This is a genomic window from Candidatus Sungiibacteriota bacterium, assembly GCA_016432465.1.
Taxonomy (GTDB): Bacteria; Patescibacteriota; Minisyncoccia; order Sungbacterales; family HO2-52-23.
Genome location: CP066690.1, coordinates 63,711 through 85,676 on the forward strand (window position 1 = coordinate 63,711; position 21,966 = coordinate 85,676).

Sequence of the window (21,966 nt, forward strand, 5' to 3'; positions counted from 1 at the left end):
ACTTTCTAAATTCTAACCAGATTCGGCGGTGGCCTGCCTTCCAATGCCTCAATGATATTTTTTGCAGCGAGTTCGGACATGGCTTGTCTCGTTTCTTCGGTGGCAGAAGCGGTATGGGGCGTTAAAATCACATTTTCAAGTTCAGTAAGACCCGGAGCAAGCTCTGGTTCGTTTTCATAAACATCAAGGGCGGCTCCACGGATAGTGCCATTTTTTAATGCCTCCACCAGAGCTTTTTCGTCAACTATAGGACCGCGGGAGGTATTTATTAAATACGCGGATTTTTTCATAAGTTTAAGGCGTCTGGAATCAACTAAATGACGGGTGGTTGGAAGAAGCGGCACGTGGATAGATACAAAATCTGCTTCCCGAAAAACATCATCAACATTTTCTCGAAATTCCGCCGCAAATTCTTTTTCAAAGTCTTCGGAGCGCTTCACATCATGATAAATAACCTTCATATCGAATCCTTTGACAGCATGATGCGCTACGCGAGAGCCAATCCTGCCAAGGCCCACAATACCAAAAACCTTTTTTGAAATATCTGTACCAAGTAAAAGCATCGGCTCCCAACCAATGTATTTTCCGGCATGGGTAAAGCGATCCGATTCTGCAATTCTGTGGGCAATAGCAAGCATGAGAGCAAAAGTATGTTCGGCAACAGTATCGGTTAAAACTCCCGAAGTATTGGTTACCATAATCCCCCGCTCTGTTGCGGTTTTAGTGTCAATGTTATCAAACCCCACCGCATAATTTGCAAAAATTTTAACGCCGCTTGCCTTCGCTGTGTCCAAAACTTCCGCGTCAATTTTATCAGTCAGCAAAGACAGCACCGCGTCATAGCGATCTTTTTTCAAAAAATCAATCAGTTCCTCTTTTTTAAGAACGCGACCATGCGGACTTATGACAACTTCATAGCCCTTACTTTTTACCATATCTATACCCTTATTTGGAATTTGTCTGGTTACAAAAATTTTCATACTTGAAATTTAATTTAACACATTGTATAATAATATAATGACTTGGGAGGGGAGGTCAGCAATGGATCTGTGGGCTAAAGAAAAAGTATGTCTTATAAAAGCCTTTGCTTGTACGCTTGTAGCACTTCACAGAGGGCACATGTCAGCTGCCGAAGCCTAAAAGGAAATAGGTCTCTTACAAGGACAACTAACTGCTGAAGATATTGAAAATGCTAACATGGCAGCCGATCTTATAAACAGTGGGGCCGCAAAAACATCTACAGAAGCGCTAGCCAAGATTAAAAGTCAATGTATTCATTAACGGTGAGGGGCGATGGTTCAACGTCGCCCTTTTAACTTATCTTCTGACCCAAAAAGTCTTAATTTCTCTTTCACTAATTCCTTCATAGCAACAATTGCGCTCTGGTCAAGCTTATACATCGCCACTTCATCTAATTCTGTAGCCAAGCTTTCTTTTAGCGCGTTCACAAACGCCAGGCGAAGCTCGGTTGAAATATGGATATTGGCGATTCCGGCCTCAATAGCGGCCCTAATTTGGTCTTCCGGAATTCCGGAGCCGGCATGAAGCACTAATGTTACTTCTTTAGAGATACGCTCGCGGATTGCTTTAATGCGGGCAATATCAAGATGTGGTTCGTTCAAAGAAATTCCGTGTATGTTGCCAACCGCAATCGCCAGACGATCCACACCTGTTTCTTTTACAAAACGTTCCGCCTCCTCGGGCTTGGTTAAGCTCTCCGGCGGGATTTCAAAAACTTCTTTATATACTTTTGATGCTTCGGTAACAAAATAGCCAACCTCGCCTTCTACGGATATGTCTTTATCTTTTTCTCTTGCGGATGCTACTATTTCTTTGGTGCCCCCAATGTTATCTTCAAGCGAGAGTTTGGAAAGATCAATATGCACTGAATCGTATCCGGCTTCAACTGTTTCTTTGGCAGACTCTACGCTTTTACAATGATCCGCATTCAAAAAAATTGGAATGCCAAAATCTTTTCGGAAGGCATCCCGAACAGCAAGCGCTTCAATAAGCCCCATATGCTTTCTTTCTCCTTCCGAAGTGCCAATGATCGCCGGAGCGCCGACTTCTTTGCAAGCTTCCGCAATCGCCCGAACTTGATCAAATTCAGAGGCGTTAAAATGCCCAGTACTCCAATGTTCCTGACTTGCATGCTGTAAAATTTCTTTAAGTGTCATTGGACAAAATAAACTCTTTTATACCGAAAACTTGATAAAATCCTTGAGGCTAGACGAGCTATAATAAAAATCCCCAATAAGGTGATGGCCGGAAGCTGATATACACCGTTAAATGCAATAAGGCCAAGGGCAATAATAATTTCGGCCCCATTGAATATCAACCATGTATTAACCACCATTTCATCATGATAGGCCGGTTTATGCTCTTTTTTAAGACGGAAAATCCATAAGGAATCCAATATACGAAATACAATAAAGACTGCCAGAAAGGAGATAACGGTCTTTAGTGTTGCTTGAATAAAAAGGAACAGAACAAACATTATTGCCACATCAAGCATTAAATCAAGCTCCCGCTTGGGTGGATATTTCTTGAGTGTTGGAGCAGTATCCACCCAGTAATCAATTATAGAAAGATAAGCAAAAATAAAAGCCGCATATTGCCATGGCTCACGAAGATCGGGCCACCACTGAAACCCAAGTCCCAGCACAATTCCTATCATTATATCCATAAATTTTAGCGCAAAATCTTTCATAATTAAATTTTTTTAGGGAAATAATCCGCCGGCGCTTCTGCAAGATATTCCTCAAGTTTTTTTCGCGAAAGCAGGCCTTCTCGCGCGCCAACATATTGCACCACGGACATAGAATTTATAGGAGCCCACCGTAACGCCTCGGGGACGTCTAAACCCAGACAAAGCGCTACGACAAAAGTTGAGGAAAAGGCATCTCCTGCGCCAGTACGTTCATATGGAGGCTTGGGGTCGGGGTAAGAACGCATACTCCAAGCATTTTGACCATCAGATGCGTAAGCCCCGGCCGGACCGTCGGTAATCACTACTATTTTAGGACCGAGTTTATGCATCATTTGCAGTAATTTTTTAATTTCTTTTTCGTCGGTTCCCAAAATCCTCTGGGCTTCTTCTTTATTGCATAAAAACACATCCGAGCGCTCGTAAATTTTTTTCAAAACATCTTTTCCGGCCTTTATCTGGAAAGTGCCCGGCTGAAAAGCAAGTTTAATTGACGGATGGTCGTAAAGATACTTCTCTACTATTTTATGAAAAGGTAAAGAATTTCCTGCGAGGGACGAAAAATAGACCCACTTGGGTTTGTCTATTTCGGGAAGCGAATATTCAAACTCCTCATGTTTTATCAAAATCGTGCGGTCATCCTCGTACCACAAAACATAATGGTAATTTGTTTTCTGGTCTTTATGGATTTTTATAAACTCCGTGTCTACTTTTTCTTTTTTTAACGCGTCCAAACATTCCTGCCCGAAATAATCATCCCCTATGTTGGAGACAAGCGCGCTTTTTAAACCCAAACGCGAGGCGGCAACCGAAGCATTGGCGCTATTGCCTACGGCCGGCACTACATAGACTGCCTCATACGGAATTTTATCTTTGAAACGCATGCAAATAACGCATCGTTCCCTATCAATATCACAATGCACCGATGCGTCTTTTAATCGTATAAAAGCATCGGTTGCGGTGTCGCCTATGGCAATGAAATCGTAAATCATTTTAATAGTGTTGAGATTCGTTTAAGCATCCCTACAAAAGATTGCTGAATAGCTGCGAGGGTCCGCCTTATTGGACTTGAAGCGCTAATCTGTAGCCACGACACTTGCGCCACCGCCGCCCCTCCATTTTCATAATACTCCACTTTAATCCTGTGGGTTCCAGCAATGAGTGTTCTATCAAATATATAAGTGGTGGGGGCTTGGTCAAACCATTTATCAAGTATAAGCGCTCCATCTATCCAAAGCCGCAGGCCGTCATCAGTGCGAGCGGTAAAACGATGGGTTCCGGCGGTAAAATCCCAATCCCCTTCCCAGCGGACGCTGAAGTTATCCGAAGGAATAGAAGAATCTGGAGAACCATTACCCCAATCAAAGCTAATGAGCTTATCAGTCCTGACAATCTTACGGTTGGTGAAGTTACGGCTGGCGTAGTACTCGCTTCTGAAGGCATTCCTCGGAATCGTCCCATTCTGACACGAGGCAATAAAATTATTTATTGGCGAATGCGCTCCGGCTGCCGGATAGAAAACACGCACCCGATAGGACGCTCCATTCTGTAAGAGAAGCGGTCCCGAGACGCCGCTTAACCCGTTGAAGCCGTCGGGAGCAATCGTGCTTAAAGTTCCCGCAGGCAGGGATTTATTCCAAAAACCATTATTCCAATTATCATCATTATCAATATCAACTATGTAGCCTTGAGACCCGCGACCTGCTTCCGGCCAGGCAATCGTTGCTTTGGAAACGCCCCCTTCACAGAATGTATCTGCTGAAGGATTGGAAAGTACAGAGGGTGTCCCGGGAAGAGTGGCGTTAATTATTGGCTCAAGCGTGGGACAGGTCCAAATCCGTACTTCTGCTTGTCTTAGGCCCGAGCTATTCCAAACTGACCTCTGCCATCCTCCTGCGGGCCCTTGAGGACCTGCAGTAAAATGATCATGCCCGTACATTATAAAACCCCAATCATAACTTGCTCCGGGAGGCTTATCTCCGGGACCAACATCTATTCCCCACGGCTCATTGAGATTGGGATTCGGAGGCGAAGAAAGCACCAGTATCCACCGAATCCCGACCTCTCCCCCGAGGTCAAGCTTTCGCAAGGCGCTTATTTTCATACCAAAAGGTCCGGGTGTACCGCCCGTAACCTGCTGCCAGCTTTTAAATTGGCACGGCGCGGGCGCGTAATTTGCCGGTTTTTGCCAAAGCCACCAGTTATCAGTGGAACGATTGTCCGCTCCCAAAGAATACGTTTTCCCCAAATCTCCCGGAAGCGCAACGCTATTTGCGGCCAACGGCAAAATGTCGGGAAATTTGGTATTTTCCGGCCAAAATACTCCACCCCAGCCTGGATTTCCCGGACCATCAAACCAGTTAGACGGGTTTTTGCGCTGTCCCGTCTCGGCAATCCCCCAAAATGTGCCGTTAGTCCCCCAAACATCAAGAACCGGCCAATCAAGAGCGCCGCCTTGGTCAGTCGCATCCAATATCATAGAAAGCCATCTGCCGGTGGCAAATTCTAAACGGTTTTGCGGTCCAAAATCTCCGTCGTCAACTTGTTTAAAAAGACCGGGTTTTTTGAAACGATTCCCCTGATACTTCTTTCCAAATCCAGCTATTGCTTCCCACAGATTAATCTGTACCGGAGGAAGACCTTCGGGGAGCGGTAGCAGATCAAACGCTTCTTTAATGTTTGCTTCCGTTACTTTTACAGCTGATATATTTTCCCACCTAGCCGTGGAGGCCGTTGCCGGCAGCCAGTCCAGACTTGCCACTGCCGCCCCTCCATTTTCATAATACTCCACTTTAATCCTGTGAGTTCCCGCGGTTAGTGTTCTATTAAAGGTGTAGGTGGTTGGGGCTTGGTCAAACCATTTATCAAGTATAAGCGCTCCATCAATCCAAAGCCGTATGCCATCATCCGTACGAACCGCAAAGGTGTAGATTTCAGCGGCAAAATCCCAATCCCCTTCCCAGCGGACGCTGAAAGTGTCCGGCGCAATAGCCGGGTCCGGTGAACCAGTTCCCCAATCAAAACGAATCCCTGCGTCTATTCTGGTAAGTATCTGCCCGGTAAAATCGCGATTATTGAAATACGTGCCAAAAAAAGTATTTTTTGAAATTCCGGCAGGATGTATCACTACTTTATCCTGTCTGATATAGGCAATGTCATACCACCAGACACGAAACTCCAAAGCGTGATTTAGAATAGAAGTAAAATCAAGCCCAAAAGGCTGGTAGGTAAGGGTTGAAGTAAATTCACGACGCCGTATATCCCGTTCTACCAATATTTTACCGTCGGTGGAATCAAAAATATCAAGTCTCACTACTGGAAAATCGTCAGCGGTATTATTATCAATCATCAAATAGAAATCAGCTGTCGTGGCCCCTGCCGGAAGACTACGGACGTAAGGACCATAAGAGAGATGATTTTTACTATCTTGGGCAGTATTTACAGACCAGCCATCTGCCTCCGACCGTCCAATACGATGGAGCATGTCTTTTTCTGCTTCAAAGACCCACCCAGCCGGCAAGAATTCTGACGTATAAATGGGGGTTGGTGCAGTTGTGATTGTGGGTGTAGGTGTAGGTGTGGGTGTTGGAGTTGGTGTAGGAGTTGGGGCCGGCGCAACAGTTGTAGTTGGCGATGCTTCATTCAAGACCTGCCAAGAAACATTGGCCAGCGCTGCCCCGCCATTCTCAAAATATTCAACTTTAACCCTGTGATTTCCCGCAGCTATAACCCTATCTATGGTATAAGTAGTTGGTCCCTGGTCAAACCATTTATCAAGAATTACCTCGCCATCCAGATACATCCGCATACCGTCATCGGTTTTTACGGTAAATCTATAAGTTCCCGTTGCGGCAAATGACCAATCACCTTCCCAGCGGACGCTAAAAGTGTCTGGGGCAATTGACGGATCCGGGGAGCCCAAACCCCAATTAAAATTTATATTAGAGTCAGTGCGAACAAATTTAAGATCGGTTAAGTCTTTATTGTCGTAGTAAGAGGCGGTAAAGGAGTTAGCCGCGACTGCGGAAAGAGACTGTATTGTTTCCGGACTTGTGGTTTGAGCAAAAGCCAAAAGCGGAACTGCCATCAAAGTTCCTAAAAATATGATTGAAAAAAGGGGGGGCGTAAATTTCACTTTCTTGCAATTACTTTTTTCACCGCTTCTTTGATATTACTTACCCCCATCCCAAAATGTTCAACTAACTCTCTGGGTTCACCTGATTCACCAAACCGATTTTGCACCCCTATAAATTCCATGGGTACGGGATAGTGCCTTGCTAAAATTTCAGCAACCGCAGAACCCATGCCTCCCGCGACTTGATGCTCTTCAACAGTGACCACATATCCCGCATCTTTGGCTGCTTTAACTATGGTTTCCTCATCCATAGGTTTTATGGACGGGCTATTGACTACCCTTATTGAAAACCCTTCTTGCTCAAGTTCCGAAGCGGCCAAAATCGCATTATGCGTCAGCGGACCGCAGGCAATAATTGAAACATCCGGCTTTTTCCCCGATTCCTGCCAAAAAACCTGCGCTTTTCCAATTTCAAACGGCGTCTCCTCTGTAGTAAATACCGGGGTTTTTTCGCGGGCGTAACGGCTGTAACACGGGCCTTCAACTTTGGACATAGCATAAGTCACTTTCTTTGCTTCCCACATATCACAGGGCGCAAAAACCTGCATATTTGCAATTGGCCGCATAAGGGCAATATCTTCAATGGCTTGGTGCGTTGCGCCATCCGGTCCCACGGAAACTCCGGCATGCGCTCCTCCGATTTTTACGTTCGCCTCGTTATAGGCAATGGTGGTGCGAATCTGTTCCCAGTTTCTGCCCGGACTAAACATGGCATAACTTGCAATAAAAGGAATTTTACCCATAAGCGACATTCCGGCGGCAACCGACGCCATATTCTGCTCCGCCACTCCCATTTCCACAAATCGCTCCGGAAATTTTTTGGCAAATGCTTCAGTACGGGTTGATTCGGTAAGGTCTGCGCAGAGTGCCACCACATTCGGGTTTTCGTCCCCGGCCTGCAGTAATCCCAAACCCCAACCATCTCGTGTGGGTTTTTGCTCAAGAGACTTCAGGTCAAGAATATTCTCAACCAATTTCATTTTAGAATTAATCGGCATACCTTTTCACTTTTTACGCAATGCATTCAGAATATTTAGGGTTGAATGAATTTTTGCCCATTTTCTTAAATATTTCCAGTTGAGTCTCTTTTGAAATTTAATAACTACTTCAACATCTCGTAACTGAAGTTCCGAACCGCTTTCTTTATGCCAACGCAGTTTATTTAAAATAAGATCCTCCGGGGATATAAAATAAATCTTTCTCCCGGCAATTATCCTTGACACCCGTCGCTGAAGCTCCTCTCTTGAAAATTCGTCCTTCTTGCTAACCCAAAAGTCCACCTTAATCCCGGACTCCACATGAATAAAATTAAATTCACCCTTGCGCTCAAATGCTCTTATAACCATACGCTCATCCACATAGCTCATTTCCGAAATCCCTCTTAGCGCAGCCGTAAGTTTCCCAATCTGCGGTTCAAAAAGTTCAATAATCACATCAATGTCAAGCGTAGAGCGTGGTTTCCCCCACACTGATACGGCATAACCTCCGGTCACAGCGTAAGGAATTCGGAGGCGCTCAAGAATTTCTGCGACTTTTCCGAGTAGCTCTCGAAAATCCATGAGGGTTCCCTAATTTATTAAGTTCCCGGAGAAACATTGAAAAATCGGAGGCGTATTTCAATCTTTTATCCGCCGACATTTTTCTAAAAATATCGTCTTGGGTGTCCTGGGCTGATTTTCTATATAATTTTTCCATTTTTTATTTCTTTACCCCCAAATAAGAAAAGGTGGTACTCAATTTGTTTATTTCAGTTATGGCTTTATTTGCTTCGCTTAACAGAAAAAGTGTCGTACTAATAGCAAAAATTACAAGCACAAAAAAATGTAGCGCCGAGCGTTTCGATGAACTCATGACTGTAATAGAGGTTATCTAAAAACCCCTTATTCTACTGCAATTGCAGAATTTTGGCTACGGCTTCGTCCGTCCTCCTCGGCGTATATTAGCCATATACGCCTTCGTCGTCCGTCCTAGCCTCACTCAAAATTCTGCAATTTCGCTACGAAACGGAGTTCTTAGATGACCTCAAACAGACTTAAAACGCGGTTCCGCCTCCTTTATGATAAATCGCCCCGAGCTTCAGCCAAATCGCAATCAAAACCAGCACAATCGCGTCGTTAAACCAGTGGTCCGAGGTATACCCAAATGCAAAACCGCGCGCCTCGGCAATCCAGGCAAGAACCAAAGACAGCACCCCCAAAAGACCAACCACAATACTGATTTTTGTTAGATTGTTAGCTTTATTCATAATTAATATTTACTACTACTGTTGTCCTCCGCCAGAACCGCCGCATGTACCGCAGCCGTACTGCCCGTGATGCTTTTTAAGACCGAGGGCAAGTACTCCGCCTACGAGCGCGTTCCAATACCATGTAGTAACCGTAACTCCCAAAAACTCTCCGCTGCGTAGATAAGCAATCAGGCCGCCTATCAAGGCAAAAAACGCCAGACCCCACAAAATCTTGCCAAGCATGGGCTTGGAGCAACACTTCATATGCCATTTATCATGCATTATCCCTTGCATCATAGATTTAAAAATTATTAACTATACGACCTTTAAGAAATTTACTCATGTTCGCTATGGATTTTCCCACCGAGCGTTCGTAATCTTGAAAGAAATTCTTTGGTTTGTTCCGCGGCGGGAAAAACATCCGTGGGTCCCTTACCAGGAGGCACGCCATGCCATCGGTAATCAAATTCAATCTCCGGTACCCCCTTTCCCGGAACGGTATGCGCGATAACAACCACCGGTTTTTCAAAAATTCCCTGCGCGGTCTCATACGCATTAACAATCTCTTCAAAATTATGACCGTTTATTTCAAGAACGTGCCAATTAAAAGACTCGTATTTGGCGCGCAACGGCTCAAGCGGCATAATATTTTCGGTCATTCCGTCAATCTGAATATTGTTGCGATCAATAAGCGCGGTTAAATTATCAAGTTTCAGTTTGCCAGCAAGCATGGCCGCCTCCCAAGTTTGCCCTGCTTCTTGTTCGCCATCTGACATCAAACAATATATATTAAATTTCTTTTGGTCCATTTTGGCGGCAATGGCCATACCTACTGCCTGCGAAAGTCCTGAACCCAAGGGCCCGGAAGTTGTTTCCACGCCCGGAAGAGCAGTACGATGCGGGTGGCCCTGAAGACGCGTGCCGAGTTTTCGCAATGTTTTTAATTCTTCCACCGTAAAATATCCCGCACGAGCCATGGCGGCGTAACGTACGGGGCAGATGTGCCCGTTGGATAAAATTAGCCGATCACGTTCCGACCAATCCGGATTTTTAGGGTCATGACGCAAAATATGAAAATAAAGCGCTGTGAAGATATCGGTCATGCCCAGCGGCCCGGCAGTATGTCCAGATCCTGCTTCGGTCAACTCCATCACAATATCCTGACGGATGGTATTGGCCATCTCTTCCAGAAATTTGATTTTATCATCGTGTAAATGAGACATTTTTTAGTTGATTAACCGCAGTTTGAATATCGAAACTATTAAAAATATAAGCTCCGGCCACAAGCAAATTAGCCCCTGATTCAACGGCTTTTTTGGCTGTTTCGGGGTTTATCCCCCCATCTACCTCTATTATACACCCGGGGCAGGATTTGCGAATGTGGATAATTTTATCGTAAATTTCTTCCTGTATTTGCTGGCCAGAAGGGCCGGGGTGAACGGCCAAAGTCTGATAGATATCAACTTTTTTAAACCATGGCTCAAGCTTTCCCCAAAATGTTTCCGGGTTTATAGCTAAACCTACTTCTACATCGGCCTCACGGCATTTTTTAACAATCAAGTCTATGTCGGATACGGCTTCCAAATGGACAATGACGCGTTTTATTGGTTTAACCAGCCATTGGTCAATAACTTTCTCCGGTTCGCTGACCATCAAATGAACCTCTACATTCAACTTTGTATCCAAAAGTGGCAAATCCGCAGGATTGTGCCACGTTAAATGTTTAGAAAAAATGCCATCCGTAACATCAAGGTGGCACCATTTAACATAGGGCTCTACTTTTTTAACCCGTTCCTGCACCTCCTCAAAAGTGCGGACGTTGATGGAGGGGATAATTTCAATTCGGTTCAAAGTTATAAGTTTAAAGTTAAGGTTACAAGTTTTTAGTCTAAGTTTTAACCTTAACAATAAACTAAAAACTAAAACTTTGAACATTAAACATTAAACTATCGAAAATTATGCTCCTCAATCTCCTCAATTTTCTTGAGCCGCCTAATGTGCCTTTCCTCACCACTAAAACTCTTTCCCAACCACACAGTCACAATATCTTTTGCCTCTTCCGACTCCAGCCAATCCGAGGCAAGAATCAAAACATTAGCATCCTCGTGTTCACGTGATTGCGCCGCAACCTGCCGGTTAAAGCATAAAGCCGCCCGAATGGAGCGGTATTTATCGGCAACCATATTCATTCCGTGCCCGGAGCCGCAAATAAAAATCCCCTTATGCAATGACGGGTTCTCTGCTATCTTTTCAGATGCCTCACGAGCAAAATCCACATAATCGTCATCTTTGTCGTAAGAAAATGCGCCCACGTCCTCAACCTCGTGTCCCTGCTCAACTAAATATTTTTTAAGCTCTTCTTTTAGCTTAAACCCCCTGTGGTCCGCGGCAAAGTAGATCATAACTATAGTATACTGCCTACTATTGGAAATTAAAATACGGGTTTTTCGAGAAAACCCGCGACTTGACTTGCTATGCTGAGACGAGTTGATTTCTCAACCAATCGGGTATGCCAAACCAATACTCCTTTCCACCTACGCTGCTTAGGCCCTTCTCTTCTACCAGAAGTCCGGCCCGTCTCAACATTGAAGTAATTGATACAACAGTATCGCAGTCTATGCCAAGTTTTTCAGCTAGTTTCTGGTTAAGATCGGGCGCCGGATGACCAGACCCAGAAGGATGGAAGTACACCTGATAGTACTCTCGAAAATACTCAAGTATTTTGCGCATAGACTCATCTACAGTAATACCTCGGGATTCAAAAAAACTGACGAGCTTTTTCATCTCAACGGTAGCCATCTAATCCTCCACACAGTGTGTGCCAATAATAATGGTAGCATACTATATAAAAGCTGACAAGGTTTTCAAGCATGCTCCCCGCGAGCCGGAGGAAATATGCTTTTAGCGAGTCGGATGTGACCCTAAATAGCTGGTCGAGACGTTTTGTCTTCGAGGGCCTGATGAGCCGAGGCCGTTTATGCTCCCCGCGAGCCGGAGGAAAGTGTTCTAGCGAGCTAATTGTGGTCGAGGTTATTTCAATTTCAGACAATGGGAGGAGAAGTTTGCTTGGTTCGCTCCGAAGGAGCGAAAACTTCGACGACCCTTAGCGAGTCCCGCGCTGGACGGGACGAGTCGTGTCTGAAATTGAAATAGCCGAGGGAACCACAAGGGCGAGCATCACTCAATTTCTCTCCGCGAGTTTATTTTTATATTCTGTAAAATCCCCACCCCTGCCAAAAGTGTCACCAGACTTGACCCGCCGTAAGAAACAAAGGGCAGTGTAATCCCGGTAATCGGCAATGCTCCCATATTCATTCCTATATGTATAAAACTTTGCGTAAAAATCAACGCGGCAAAACCAAGAGTGTAAAGACGGGAAAAATTATCCGAAGCATTCATACCAATACGAACAACCCGCCAGATGACGATTAAAAATAAAAGAAGCATAAATATGGTTCCGACAAAACCCCACTCTTCTGCAAAGGCGGCAAAAATAAAATCCGTCTCGGCTTCGGGCAAAAAGTGAAGATGCGTTTGCGAGCCGTAACCAAGCCCCTTACCCCGCAACTGTCCCGAACCCACGGCAATCATAGACTGCAGAACCTGATACCCTGCACCCCTGGAATCCGCGTAGGGATCAAAAAAAGAAGTTATGCGCGTTTTCTGATAAGGTTTTAGCGCACCAAGCCACGCCCCCCCAATTATTAATGCCGCAATAAGCAGCAGGGCAAAGAAGTGGCGTAACTTCATGCCCGAAAAAACCACAATAGCAACCCAAATAGAAATTAAGACAACCGCCGAGCCGAGATCCGGCTGAAGAAGCACAAGAGAAGTGGGTATTATAAGATAAAGCCCGGAGACAAGAAGGTGCTCTACGCGGTAAATTTCAATGTGGCGCTTGGAAAAAAATTTGGCAAAAAGTATAACCAGCGCAAGTTTTACAAGTTCAACCGGCTGGAAAAGCACATTGCCGAATTTCAGCCAAGCGTCCACCCCGCGTATTTTAAAGCTGGCAGTAAGAACGGCCACCAGCAAAACAACCGTCAGCACATAAAAAATAAAAACCGCAAAACTTTGAGTACGAAAAAGGCGAAAATCAATCGAGCTTGCTGCAAGAAGGAGGACAATCCCGACGCCGGCCCAAAGAAGCTGCCGCTCAAAATAAGGAAGGGGGCTCACGCCAGATAAACTAAAGAGCGATAAAATTCCAAGCCCCGTCAACAAAAAAACTGCCCCCTGCAGGAGCCAGTCAAAACGACTAACGTGCGCAAGTATACTCCGCATGATATTTTAAGGCCTTTGAATCGCCGAAGGATCAAAAACGTTAACCCTTGGCTCAATAATTATGGTGTCGGCTACACCCCTAAGCTCTTCGGGCCAAATAGATTTTACTACCTTTCGTGAATTAGAAAAAAGATCTTCAAGCAGCACTTTGTTGACACCAAGCAGATTTCCTTCTTTATCTAAAACCGTGAAATTTACTTCAACCTTGCGATAGTCAGGAACGGAGCGGTTGAAGATGCTAACCTCAATAACACTTTGCTTAAGGCCGTTTTCTTCCATAACCTTATAGTCTCTGCGTTCCACGATCAAGTTGGGTTTATCAACTTGGTTTACCTGCCACTCCGCGTTTAAAATTCTTAGTTCAACACGGTTCGGCGCGCGGGTCGTAACAAGATTTGTTTCAATAAGATGCAGACGTTCTTGAGGAAGAATAAAAGTTTTACCTGTTTTTCTGGAGATGAGTCCTAAACCGTCAAAAAGCGAAAACTCGTACTCCACGTTTGCTGAAGACAATTCCTCATTTAAATTTTGAGCCTCGGCTGCTACGTCGTAAGTACCCGGACGCGCTATTACTGCACGGGTCCAGAAAATAGATAGCGGTTTTGGGTTTCTTAACTCGCAGGGCGCGCAGGACCCTCCGCAATCAATATCAAATTCATTTTTATTTTTTTTATTATCAAAACAGGTTGCCTCTGGCAGAAATTTTGGCACAATCAAAAATCCGAGGCCAACAATAATCACGGCAATAATCAGGAGTACGGTAAGTTGCTTACGAGCACGCCAAGAAAGCATATCCTTATACTATCAGAAAGTCCTTAAAAAGAAAACGGCGAGCTACGCCGTTCTATCTTATTGGTTCAAGAAGCACCTTTATGAGGGAAAAATCAAGAATCGGTCTCCCGCACAAATTCCTCATGTCCGCACTTGTCACAACGAAGTCCTCGCCGCTCCGTAGATCGACTAACCAGCTCGGAAAACCGACCCATCCATCCCTTCCTGCATACTTGACACAATGCCACGCCGCACATGCAGCACATCTCCCATTCACCTCCTTTCTGAAGAACTAAATTCCCGTGGCGGAATTGCCACGGGAATTATTTTCCAAAAGTTTTTGATTAAAACCTTCTTAGTTTAGACAATAATTTCCATGGCAAAATATTGCAAAACACCGCAACGACGTGCGGTTCGCTTCACATTATTAAACATGGAACAAAGTTGCTGCATAATAATTGATCTTGGGTGCTAGCAATGGTATTCCGGCCCGCGCTTCGCTGAAGCTTCGGCGAGGCGAGCAAACCCTATCCAGCACATAACAAGTTATGTACTGGACTCCGTTCTCCCGCTTTCAGCGGGATCACTTCGCTTTCCCAACATTACTGGCGTACCCTACTTTCCCAGGCGCGGATTGGCACCAAGTATCATTGGGCCTAGATGCTTTCACTACTGAGTTCGGAATGGAATCAGGTGGATCACATCTAGGTAAAACACCAGCAAAGTTCGGAATGCGAAACCAAACTTAACTTGGCGAGTCTCACCATATATTTTTGAGAAACTTCTCAAAAATTTATAGGCGGGCAGGTAATTAATGATCTATTAGTATCGCTCGGCTAAACGCATTGCTGCGCTTACACCTGCGACCTATCAACGTAGTCATCTTCTACGGATCTAATACTAGCGGACATCAGAAATCGGAGATCGGAAATCAGAAAAGTTCTGACGTCTGATTTCTGAAATCTGAAGTCCGCTAGTTCGATACCTAATCTTGAGGCGTGCTTCGCACTTATATGCTTTCAGCGCTTATCACAACCGAACATAGCTACCCAGCGGTGCTCCTGGCGGAACAGCTGGTACACCAGAGGTTCGTTCATCCCGGTCCTCTCGTCACATTTTCTTCTATCACTAGAAGTGTAGACTATATCTTTGCCCCTTTGGATTTTGATCTAAAGTCGGGCATCGGCATATTATAATCAAGAATTTTCTTGACTATCCGTCCCGGCAATGCCGGGAACAAGTCGTTACGGGGTCATATTGACAAATTCTAGTATATCATGTAATAATGATATCGCCGAAATGAAAGGAGGACTCATGGCCCGAGAGTTGGTCGTTGACATGTTCTATTCAACGATTAAGACACCATGGATTACCTGCGATAAGTGTGGCTTTAAAGCAAAACAGTCAGATCTCAGATATGACGGATATTATAAGGATCATTCTGGTTTTAACCACCATTTTCACTGTCCAAGGTGTTATGAGTCTATTTTAATACCAAGCCTTTTATAGGCGGTATCATCAACCATTGCTCCTGACTTCCCGGGAGCATTTTTTTGTCAATTGACTTCCCACGGTATTAACTTTAGTATGTTTGATCGAAGTTCTCGGACCGCGAGATTTCTTCGCAAACTAAAGCATCCATGGCTAAGCCGAGTTTGACTCGGCCGCCATCCCGTCCCGCTTTTAGCGGGATTAGGGACCGTTATTAGCCAAATTGTCATCGCGCATTACTGCGCGAAGTAGCAATACTTTACTAGGGACGACCCCTCTCAAGTATCAACGCCTGTGGTAGATAGGAGACCAACCTGTCTCACGACGGTCTGAACCCAGCTCGCGTGACTTTTTAATCGGCGAACAGCCGAACCCTTGGGACCTTCTCCAGCCCCAGGATAAGTCGAGCCGACATCGTATGTTCGCTTCGCTCACAACGCGATACCAATATACGAATGGCATGCGAATGATACGAATTGCGAATTTCCTCTATTACTAGAGGCATGGACTATATCTTCATCCCCCTGCATGCCTGCGGAAGGAGCTCGCGTATTATATTTTGCTTAAAGCAAAATATCTTTCCGAACTTTATTCGGAAAAGTCTCTACGGGGTTAATGCTTTTTTTATAGAAGCTCTGGTTTCAGCAAACTTAGCGACATCTTGAATAGCTTGCTGAATTTCAGTTTCAATAATATCAACCGGTCGTTTCCCTGAATCAATCTCCGCATCAGTCCAATTTCTACGACCAATCGGGTCTTCCAATTGTTGAAGTCGTGCAACGAGCCTTGACGATGCCTCGCTCAACAAAAGATTATTTTCTTCCAATTGATTCAGAAGTTCTTGGTTGTTTAATTGTAATTCTTCTTTCATATGCATAACTTCCCTCGGTATTATCCTATCAAATTTGGTTCAAAAACTCAATAGGATTTCACCGATATTAGCGAGATTTTTATGCAGGATTACTCCTGCAGCACCCCGATGATCGTGATGGCCAGTCACGTGCAAACTAGTTAACCAGAGAACTAGCTAACTAATAAACTATTGTTGAGGTGCCGAACTCCGCCGTCGATATGAACTCTTGGGCGGAACTAGCCTGTTATCCCCAGAGTAGCTTTTGTCTGATAATCTTTGGCCTTGTTCTAGAAAGCGATAAATACCCACACCTCGGAACTGAATCCGAAGCGTGAATAATTACCATGGCCATCGGTTCACTAAGCTCTGCTTTCGCACCTGCGCGGGATATCCCCCTTGCAGTCAAGCCGGCTTGTGCCTTTACACGTCCACCCCGATTTCCATCCGGGGTAAGCCGACCTTAATAGACCACTCCATTACTTTTTGGGAGTGTAGTGCCCCACCAAAACTGCCCACCAGACACTGTTCCAGTTGGGCTTCACCGCGAAGCCCACAGTTAAGTTTAAGGTTAAAAGTTTATTGTTAAGGTTGTGAGTTGTTAGTTTAAGTTAATGTTTAACCTAAACCAAAAACTTACAACCTAAACTTACAGGTTGCCAGAGCAACCGAAACTTTAAACTTAAAACTGTCGTGTGAACACTGCGGTGTTCCCAACCGGTTAGAATTTAAAACTTCAAAGAGTGGTATTTCACTGACGGCTCCTCTTGATCCGGAAACCAAGAATCAAAGCCTGCCACCTATGCTACGCATCAAAGTTCTAAACCCAATATCAAGTTGCAGTAAAGCTTCTGGGGTCTTTTCGTCTAACCACAGGTATCCGGCATCTTCACCGGAATTGTATTTTCACCGGGCTCCTCGTTGAGACAGTCCCCTAGTCGTTACGCCTTTCGTGCGCTTCAGAACTTACCTGAAAAGGAATTGCGCTCAATTACGTTATCACCGAGCACTCAATTTTGGATTTGACAAAATTGTCAAAATTGGTTATGTTGAATATGGTACGTTCTACCTACTGGAGGTAAACATGAAGTTCAAGGACTTGGAGATTGGGGATCATTTTGTTCTCCCAAACCATATCCCAACCAGGAACGGTATCCCTTCACCCATCGATGCTGTACAGCTTGAGGTTTTTCGTAGGATCACCACTCATGGACGCATTAACGTGCTGTCCGTAAAATCTTTGGCTCCAGGATACGTTAACCATAACGCTCCGGTCATCAAACTTATCATGTGATTTCGCCACCGCCGGTGGCATTTTTAAATAATCCAAAATTGAGTGCTCGGATCCTCTATGTCGCCATAGAGATCGGACTATATCTTACAAACAGAAGTCAGGTGTTGGAAATCAGAAGTCAGAATGCTTCCGACTTCCAATATCCGATGTCTGATATCTGTTGTTCTGGCGTATAGTCTCTGAGGATTCAAGATATTGAGATGGTTTCTTACGATTCATTTGCTCTACTGTCCTCGCAATTTCTTTCATACCCTTCTTGGTTAGATGGATTTTCCGTTCCATCATATCAAGAATTTTTATGAATCGTTTGAAGTCACTTTGTTTTGCAGTACGGAGCGGATATTTCTGAAAGAAAGGAATTATTTTCTCACGTATATCTTTCGTAGACCTAACACAATAACGATATAGCGGTTCACGGTGATTATCGTAACGCTTATTGATGAAAATTTTTCCGCAGCCGAAGAATTTTTGTAATTCTTCAAGAGCGAATAAACTTTTTTCACCTTGCGTTACCACAAACTCCGGAAAAACCTGCCATCCATTTTTAAGAATCCTATTACGAAAGACTCCTACAGAGAAACATCCTTCTCCGTCTACAAAACCAGTTATCCATCCCAAATAATAATCTTGCCTTTCCTGCTGATTATCTGCACTGGACACATTTTTACTTGGCATAATTTTAGAAGATTTTATCCCCTAAGGATAATTATACCTTAGTAGTGCCAGATACTCCAGACTTTCCAGCATATAGTCCCGACGTTTCATCTAAAAATTAGGATGAAGAAGTCGGGATCCCGATTTTACACTATGATTATTTTATAAATAGTGCATCGGGACCAGATTTTATTAAAGCAGCGCGCTTTCTACTTTAAGACCCTTATAGTTAGGGCCGACATTGACGAGGGCTTGATACCTAGAGCCGCGAGGCGGCCTCGTATGTTTATAAGTTTGTAGTTAAAAGTTTTGAGTTTAAGTTAAAAGTGATTAGTTTAAGTTAACGTTAACCTAAACATTAAACTAAAAACTTAAACTTAGGAGGCCGCTAGGCCGGAACCTAGAACTAAAAACTATAAACTAATCGAGGTCGCCCCGCGACCAAGGTATTTAACCTTCTCGCATTGGTCAGGCGTCACCCCCCATACATCCTCTTACGAGTTAGCGGGGAGCTGTGTTTTTGGTAAACAGTCGCCAGGGGTACTTTTGTTGCAGCCCCTAAGCCCTTGCGGGCCGGGGCAGACCTTATTGCGAACTTACGGTCGCTTTTTTGCCGAGTTCCTTAACGAGGAATCACCCATTCGCCTTAGTGTTCTCCACCAACCCACCTGTGTCGGTTTACGGTACGGTCGCATGCTGATATTTTAGACGGTTTTCTGGGAAACGCGCTTTGCAAAATTTCTAATGGATTGCTCCAAAAGATTTTCTCCGCGCTTGGAACCGAGCATTACCTCCATGGACGGATTTTCCTATCCACGTTCCTTACGCTAAGAACGAAAATCCAATAATTCGCTTTGCATACTGCGTTCCGTTACGCCATCAAAACAACATGCGGTGCTGGAATATTAACCAGCTGTCCATCAGCTACGGCTTTCGCCATTGCCTTAGGACCGACTAACCCTCAGTTGATTGCCATTGCTGAGGAAACCTTGGGTTTTCGGCGGTCCGGGCTTTCACCGGACTTGCGGTTACTTGTGCCAACATTCTCTCTTCTTAACGCTCCAGTCGCCCTCGCGGGTCAACCTTCACTGCATTAAGAATGCTCTTCTACTGCTTGCGCAACTGCCAATTGCCAACCGCTAACTCTTAATTTTTATTAGAAATTAGAAGTTAGAAATTCGAAGTTGCGCAAGCCCGTAGCTTCGGTACAACGCTTAGCCCCGAGTATCTTTGGTGCAGTGTCTCTAGACGAGTGAGCTGTTACGCACTCTTTAAAGGGTGGCTGCTTCTAAGCCAACCTCCTCGCTGTTTGAGAAACTCCACCGCCTTATTACACTTAGCGTTGATTTAGGGACCTTAGCTGACGATCTGGGCTGTTGCCCTCTTGCACGATGGAGCTTAGCCCCCACCTGCTGACTCTTGGAATAACTATACGCGCATTCGGAGTTTGGTTGGTTCGCCGAGCTTTCGCCCTTACGAACCATCCAGTAGCTCTACCTCGCGTATCGTATAATCCAAGGCTAGCCCAAAAGCTATTTCGAAGAGAACCAGCTATTACCAGATTCGATTAGCTTTTCACTCCTTACCACAGGTCATCCGAAGGCGTTGAACGACCCACCGGTTCGGGCCTCCCCCCGATGTTACTCGGGGTTCACCCTGCCCATGGCAAGCTCATCTGGCTTCGGGTCTTTTGAATACTACCTACAAAAGCTTCTTAGCTTATAGCTTCCTAGCTTCCTAGGAACGAAAATAAACTCGCACCTAAAAAGCTAAGAAGCTAAAAAGCTAGAAAGCTATTGAAAACGCGCTATTAACACTCGGTTTCCCTACGACTCGGTGCCTCGCGGCACTTAGTCAAGCAGTATCCAAAAACTCGTTGGCTCATTCTTCAATAGGCACCACAGCAGAGATCAGAGGTCGGATGTCGGAAATCAGAATTTTAGTTCCGACTTCTGATTTCCGATCTCTGATCTCCTTTGTGTCCTTGTAAGCATATGGTTTCAGGTACTATTTCACCGCCCTCACCGGGCTGCTTTTCACCTTTCCCTCACGGTACTTGTTCACTATCGGTGTTCCGGGAGTATTTAGCCTTGGCGGACTAGTTCCGCCTGCTTCCTGCCCAGTCTCCATACGGGGCAGTACTCAAGAACCCCGACGCACTATTAGAAATCTAACAATGAAGTCGGGGTCCCGACTTTACGTCGGGATAATAACTAGGAGCATGCAATATTTTTCAAATACGGGGCTTTCACCCTCTTTGGCCGGCCTTTCCAGGGCCGTTCTTCTAAATAAATCGCAACTTTTTGCTCCTTCGGATCGCTCCGAGCGCTATTATCTTACAACCTCCCGGTCTCCATTAAATAAATTCAATAGAAACCGGGATTTGGGCTGATCCCTTTTCGCTCGCCGCTACTGGGGGAATATATCAGTTTATAGTTAAAGGTTTTAAGTTTAAGTTAAAAGTTATTAGTTTAAGTTAGCGTTAACTTAAACTTTAAACTAAAAACTTAAACTTAGGAGGCCGTTAGGCCGTAACCTAAAACTAAAAACTGACATTCTTTTCTTTTCCTCCGCTTACTGAGATGTTTCACTTCAGCGGGTATCGCGCCAAGCACTCATTTCTATACACTTGACAAATTTATAAATATAAACTATGCTAAGATCAACCAAGGGGGTTTGGTTACAACCACCGATAGCCTGGCCCGGTCCTACCGGACTTCCCAGGCCGCTGGTTGGTTAGACCCCCCTGCCACAGGTTTTCCCTGTGGCCTCTTTTTTGAGTACAGAAATGAGTGCTCGGCGAATGCGTTTTACGCAAACGGGTTTCCCCATTCGGACATCGCCGGATCAAAGGTTGCTCGCCACCTCCCCGACGCTTATCGCAGGCACGCCACGTCCTTCATCGCCTCCGGAACCCTAGGCATCCACCATATGCTCTTAATTAATTCTGTTCATAGTTAAAGGTTCTAAGTTTAAGTTAAAAGTTATTAGTTTAAGTTAGCGTTAACTTAAACTTTAAACTAAAAAACTTGAACTTAGGAGTCTCGCTGTAAGCGGGACGAAACCTGAAACTAAGAACTGATTTTACCTGCCCGCCTATAAATTTTTGCTTATTAGCCAAAAAATTATGGGGCGGGAATACAATTTTTTACTTCGACTATGCTCAGAATTCTAATACTGAGCCTGCCGAAGTATACCTGTTTATTCAGTTTTCAAGATACTATCCTTATCTGCCATCGGATATCCACCTGCTATAAACGGATATCCGACGGCAGGTAAACCCGCGCACTAATTCTGAAATGGTTTTGTCTCAACTGAGATTATTTCCGCGGTGTCGCCTCTGTCAAGCTAAACTTGACGTCGGCTCCATCAGTACCAACACTAAAGCCTCAATAGAATTAGTGCGGGGTCAATTGTCCGTTTCCAAATTTTCTGCGCCTGATGGCTTAAAAATTTGGACGGAACAATTGAAAAACCGCGTAAGTACGCGGCTCTTTCACACAGTATCTAAAAACTGTAGGCTAAATTTCAATCATTTTTTGAGCCGCTTTAT

The 21,966-nt window shown here is 44.7% G+C and carries 15 protein-coding genes and 2 rRNA genes; all 17 read right to left on the reverse strand.

The window, feature by feature from the left end; translation table 11 throughout:
• Positions 1 to 5: 5 nt before the first annotated feature.
• Positions 6 to 980, reverse strand: coding sequence for a D-glycerate dehydrogenase (locus tag HYW89_00350; GenBank protein QQG45377.1), 975 nt, complete (start codon positions 978 to 980; stop codon positions 6 to 8).
• A gap of 318 nt (positions 981 to 1,298) precedes the next feature.
• Positions 1,299 to 2,177: a class II fructose-bisphosphate aldolase gene (locus HYW89_00355; GenBank protein ID QQG45378.1), complete on the reverse strand. Its 879-nt coding sequence runs from the start codon at positions 2,175 to 2,177 to the stop codon at positions 1,299 to 1,301.
• Positions 2,174 to 2,710, reverse strand: coding sequence for a hypothetical protein (locus HYW89_00360; GenBank protein ID QQG45379.1), 537 nt, complete (start codon positions 2,708 to 2,710; stop codon positions 2,174 to 2,176). The genes HYW89_00355 and HYW89_00360 overlap by 4 nt, the downstream gene beginning before the upstream one ends.
• Positions 2,711 to 2,712: 2 nt before the next feature.
• The gene (locus tag HYW89_00365; protein ID QQG45380.1) at positions 2,713 to 3,699 is read right to left on the reverse strand and encodes a carbohydrate kinase family protein; all 987 of its coding nucleotides are present in this window, start codon (positions 3,697 to 3,699) and stop codon (positions 2,713 to 2,715) included.
• On the reverse strand, positions 3,696 to 6,794 hold the full coding sequence (locus HYW89_00370; protein ID QQG45381.1) for a hypothetical protein: 3,099 nt from the start codon (positions 6,792 to 6,794) through the stop codon (positions 3,696 to 3,698). Before HYW89_00370 ends, HYW89_00365 begins: the two co-directional genes overlap by 4 nt.
• Positions 6,795 to 6,838: 44 nt before the next feature.
• On the reverse strand, positions 6,839 to 7,840 hold the full coding sequence (locus HYW89_00375; protein ID QQG45382.1) for a transketolase family protein: 1,002 nt from the start codon (positions 7,838 to 7,840) through the stop codon (positions 6,839 to 6,841).
• Positions 7,841 to 7,846: 6 nt separating this feature from the next.
• The gene (locus HYW89_00380) at positions 7,847 to 8,401 is read right to left on the reverse strand and encodes a hypothetical protein (protein ID QQG45383.1); all 555 of its coding nucleotides are present in this window, start codon (positions 8,399 to 8,401) and stop codon (positions 7,847 to 7,849) included.
• A 473-nt stretch (positions 8,402 to 8,874) separates the two neighbouring features.
• Positions 8,875 to 9,087 carry a hypothetical protein gene (locus tag HYW89_00385; protein QQG45384.1) on the reverse strand — a complete coding sequence of 71 codons (213 nt, stop codon included), beginning with the start codon at positions 9,085 to 9,087 and terminating at the stop codon, positions 8,875 to 8,877.
• A gap of 15 nt (positions 9,088 to 9,102) precedes the next feature.
• On the reverse strand, positions 9,103 to 9,366 hold the full coding sequence (locus HYW89_00390) for a hypothetical protein (protein QQG45385.1): 264 nt from the start codon (positions 9,364 to 9,366) through the stop codon (positions 9,103 to 9,105).
• Between the two features lie 38 nt (positions 9,367 to 9,404).
• Positions 9,405 to 10,292 (reverse strand): transketolase, encoded by an 888-nt coding sequence (locus tag HYW89_00395; GenBank protein ID QQG45386.1) that lies wholly within the window; start codon positions 10,290 to 10,292, stop codon positions 9,405 to 9,407.
• The gene (locus tag HYW89_00400; protein ID QQG45387.1) at positions 10,273 to 11,004 is read right to left on the reverse strand and encodes a hypothetical protein; all 732 of its coding nucleotides are present in this window, start codon (positions 11,002 to 11,004) and stop codon (positions 10,273 to 10,275) included. The genes HYW89_00395 and HYW89_00400 overlap by 20 nt, the downstream gene beginning before the upstream one ends.
• An 11-nt stretch (positions 11,005 to 11,015) precedes the next feature.
• Positions 11,016 to 11,471 (reverse strand): RpiB/LacA/LacB family sugar-phosphate isomerase, encoded by a 456-nt coding sequence (locus HYW89_00405; GenBank protein ID QQG45388.1) that lies wholly within the window; start codon positions 11,469 to 11,471, stop codon positions 11,016 to 11,018.
• 70 nt (positions 11,472 to 11,541) lie between these two features.
• The gene (locus tag HYW89_00410; GenBank protein ID QQG45389.1) at positions 11,542 to 11,868 is read right to left on the reverse strand and encodes a hypothetical protein; all 327 of its coding nucleotides are present in this window, start codon (positions 11,866 to 11,868) and stop codon (positions 11,542 to 11,544) included.
• Positions 11,869 to 12,246: 378 nt separating this feature from the next.
• Positions 12,247 to 13,353 (reverse strand): rod shape-determining protein RodA, encoded by a 1,107-nt coding sequence (gene rodA, locus HYW89_00415; GenBank protein QQG45390.1) that lies wholly within the window; start codon positions 13,351 to 13,353, stop codon positions 12,247 to 12,249.
• A 6-nt stretch (positions 13,354 to 13,359) separates the two neighbouring features.
• Positions 13,360 to 14,145 (reverse strand): hypothetical protein, encoded by a 786-nt coding sequence (locus tag HYW89_00420; protein QQG45391.1) that lies wholly within the window; start codon positions 14,143 to 14,145, stop codon positions 13,360 to 13,362.
• Between the two features lie 581 nt (positions 14,146 to 14,726).
• Positions 14,727 to 14,846, reverse strand: a 5S ribosomal RNA gene (gene rrf / locus HYW89_00425).
• An 80-nt stretch (positions 14,847 to 14,926) separates the two neighbouring features.
• Positions 14,927 to 21,363 (reverse strand): 23S ribosomal RNA (locus HYW89_00430).
• Positions 21,364 to 21,966 lie beyond the last annotated feature (603 nt).

Coding starts and splice junctions, on each gene's coding strand:
- HYW89_00375 (QQG45382.1), bottom strand. CDS start 7,840: ATGCCGATTAATTCTAAAATGAAATTGGTTGAGAATATTCTTGACCTG.
- HYW89_00400 (QQG45387.1), bottom strand. CDS start 11,004: ATGTTCAAAGTTTTAGTTTTTAGTTTATTGTTAAGGTTAAAACTTAGA.
- HYW89_00395 (QQG45386.1), bottom strand. CDS start 10,292: ATGTCTCATTTACACGATGATAAAATCAAATTTCTGGAAGAGATGGCC.
- HYW89_00405 (QQG45388.1), bottom strand. CDS start 11,471: ATGATCTACTTTGCCGCGGACCACAGGGGGTTTAAGCTAAAAGAAGAG.
- HYW89_00410 (QQG45389.1), bottom strand. CDS start 11,868: ATGGCTACCGTTGAGATGAAAAAGCTCGTCAGTTTTTTTGAATCCCGA.
- HYW89_00390 (QQG45385.1), bottom strand. CDS start 9,366: ATGATGCAAGGGATAATGCATGATAAATGGCATATGAAGTGTTGCTCC.
- HYW89_00385 (QQG45384.1), bottom strand. CDS start 9,087: ATGAATAAAGCTAACAATCTAACAAAAATCAGTATTGTGGTTGGTCTT.
- HYW89_00365 (QQG45380.1), bottom strand. CDS start 3,699: ATGATTTACGATTTCATTGCCATAGGCGACACCGCAACCGATGCTTTT.
- rodA (QQG45390.1), bottom strand. CDS start 13,353: ATGCGGAGTATACTTGCGCACGTTAGTCGTTTTGACTGGCTCCTGCAG.
- HYW89_00360 (QQG45379.1), bottom strand. CDS start 2,710: ATGAAAGATTTTGCGCTAAAATTTATGGATATAATGATAGGAATTGTG.
- HYW89_00370 (QQG45381.1), bottom strand. CDS start 6,794: ATGGCAGTTCCGCTTTTGGCTTTTGCTCAAACCACAAGTCCGGAAACA.
- HYW89_00380 (QQG45383.1), bottom strand. CDS start 8,401: ATGGATTTTCGAGAGCTACTCGGAAAAGTCGCAGAAATTCTTGAGCGC.
- HYW89_00350 (QQG45377.1), bottom strand. CDS start 980: ATGAAAATTTTTGTAACCAGACAAATTCCAAATAAGGGTATAGATATG.
- HYW89_00420 (QQG45391.1), bottom strand. CDS start 14,145: ATGCTTTCTTGGCGTGCTCGTAAGCAACTTACCGTACTCCTGATTATT.
- HYW89_00355 (QQG45378.1), bottom strand. CDS start 2,177: ATGACACTTAAAGAAATTTTACAGCATGCAAGTCAGGAACATTGGAGT.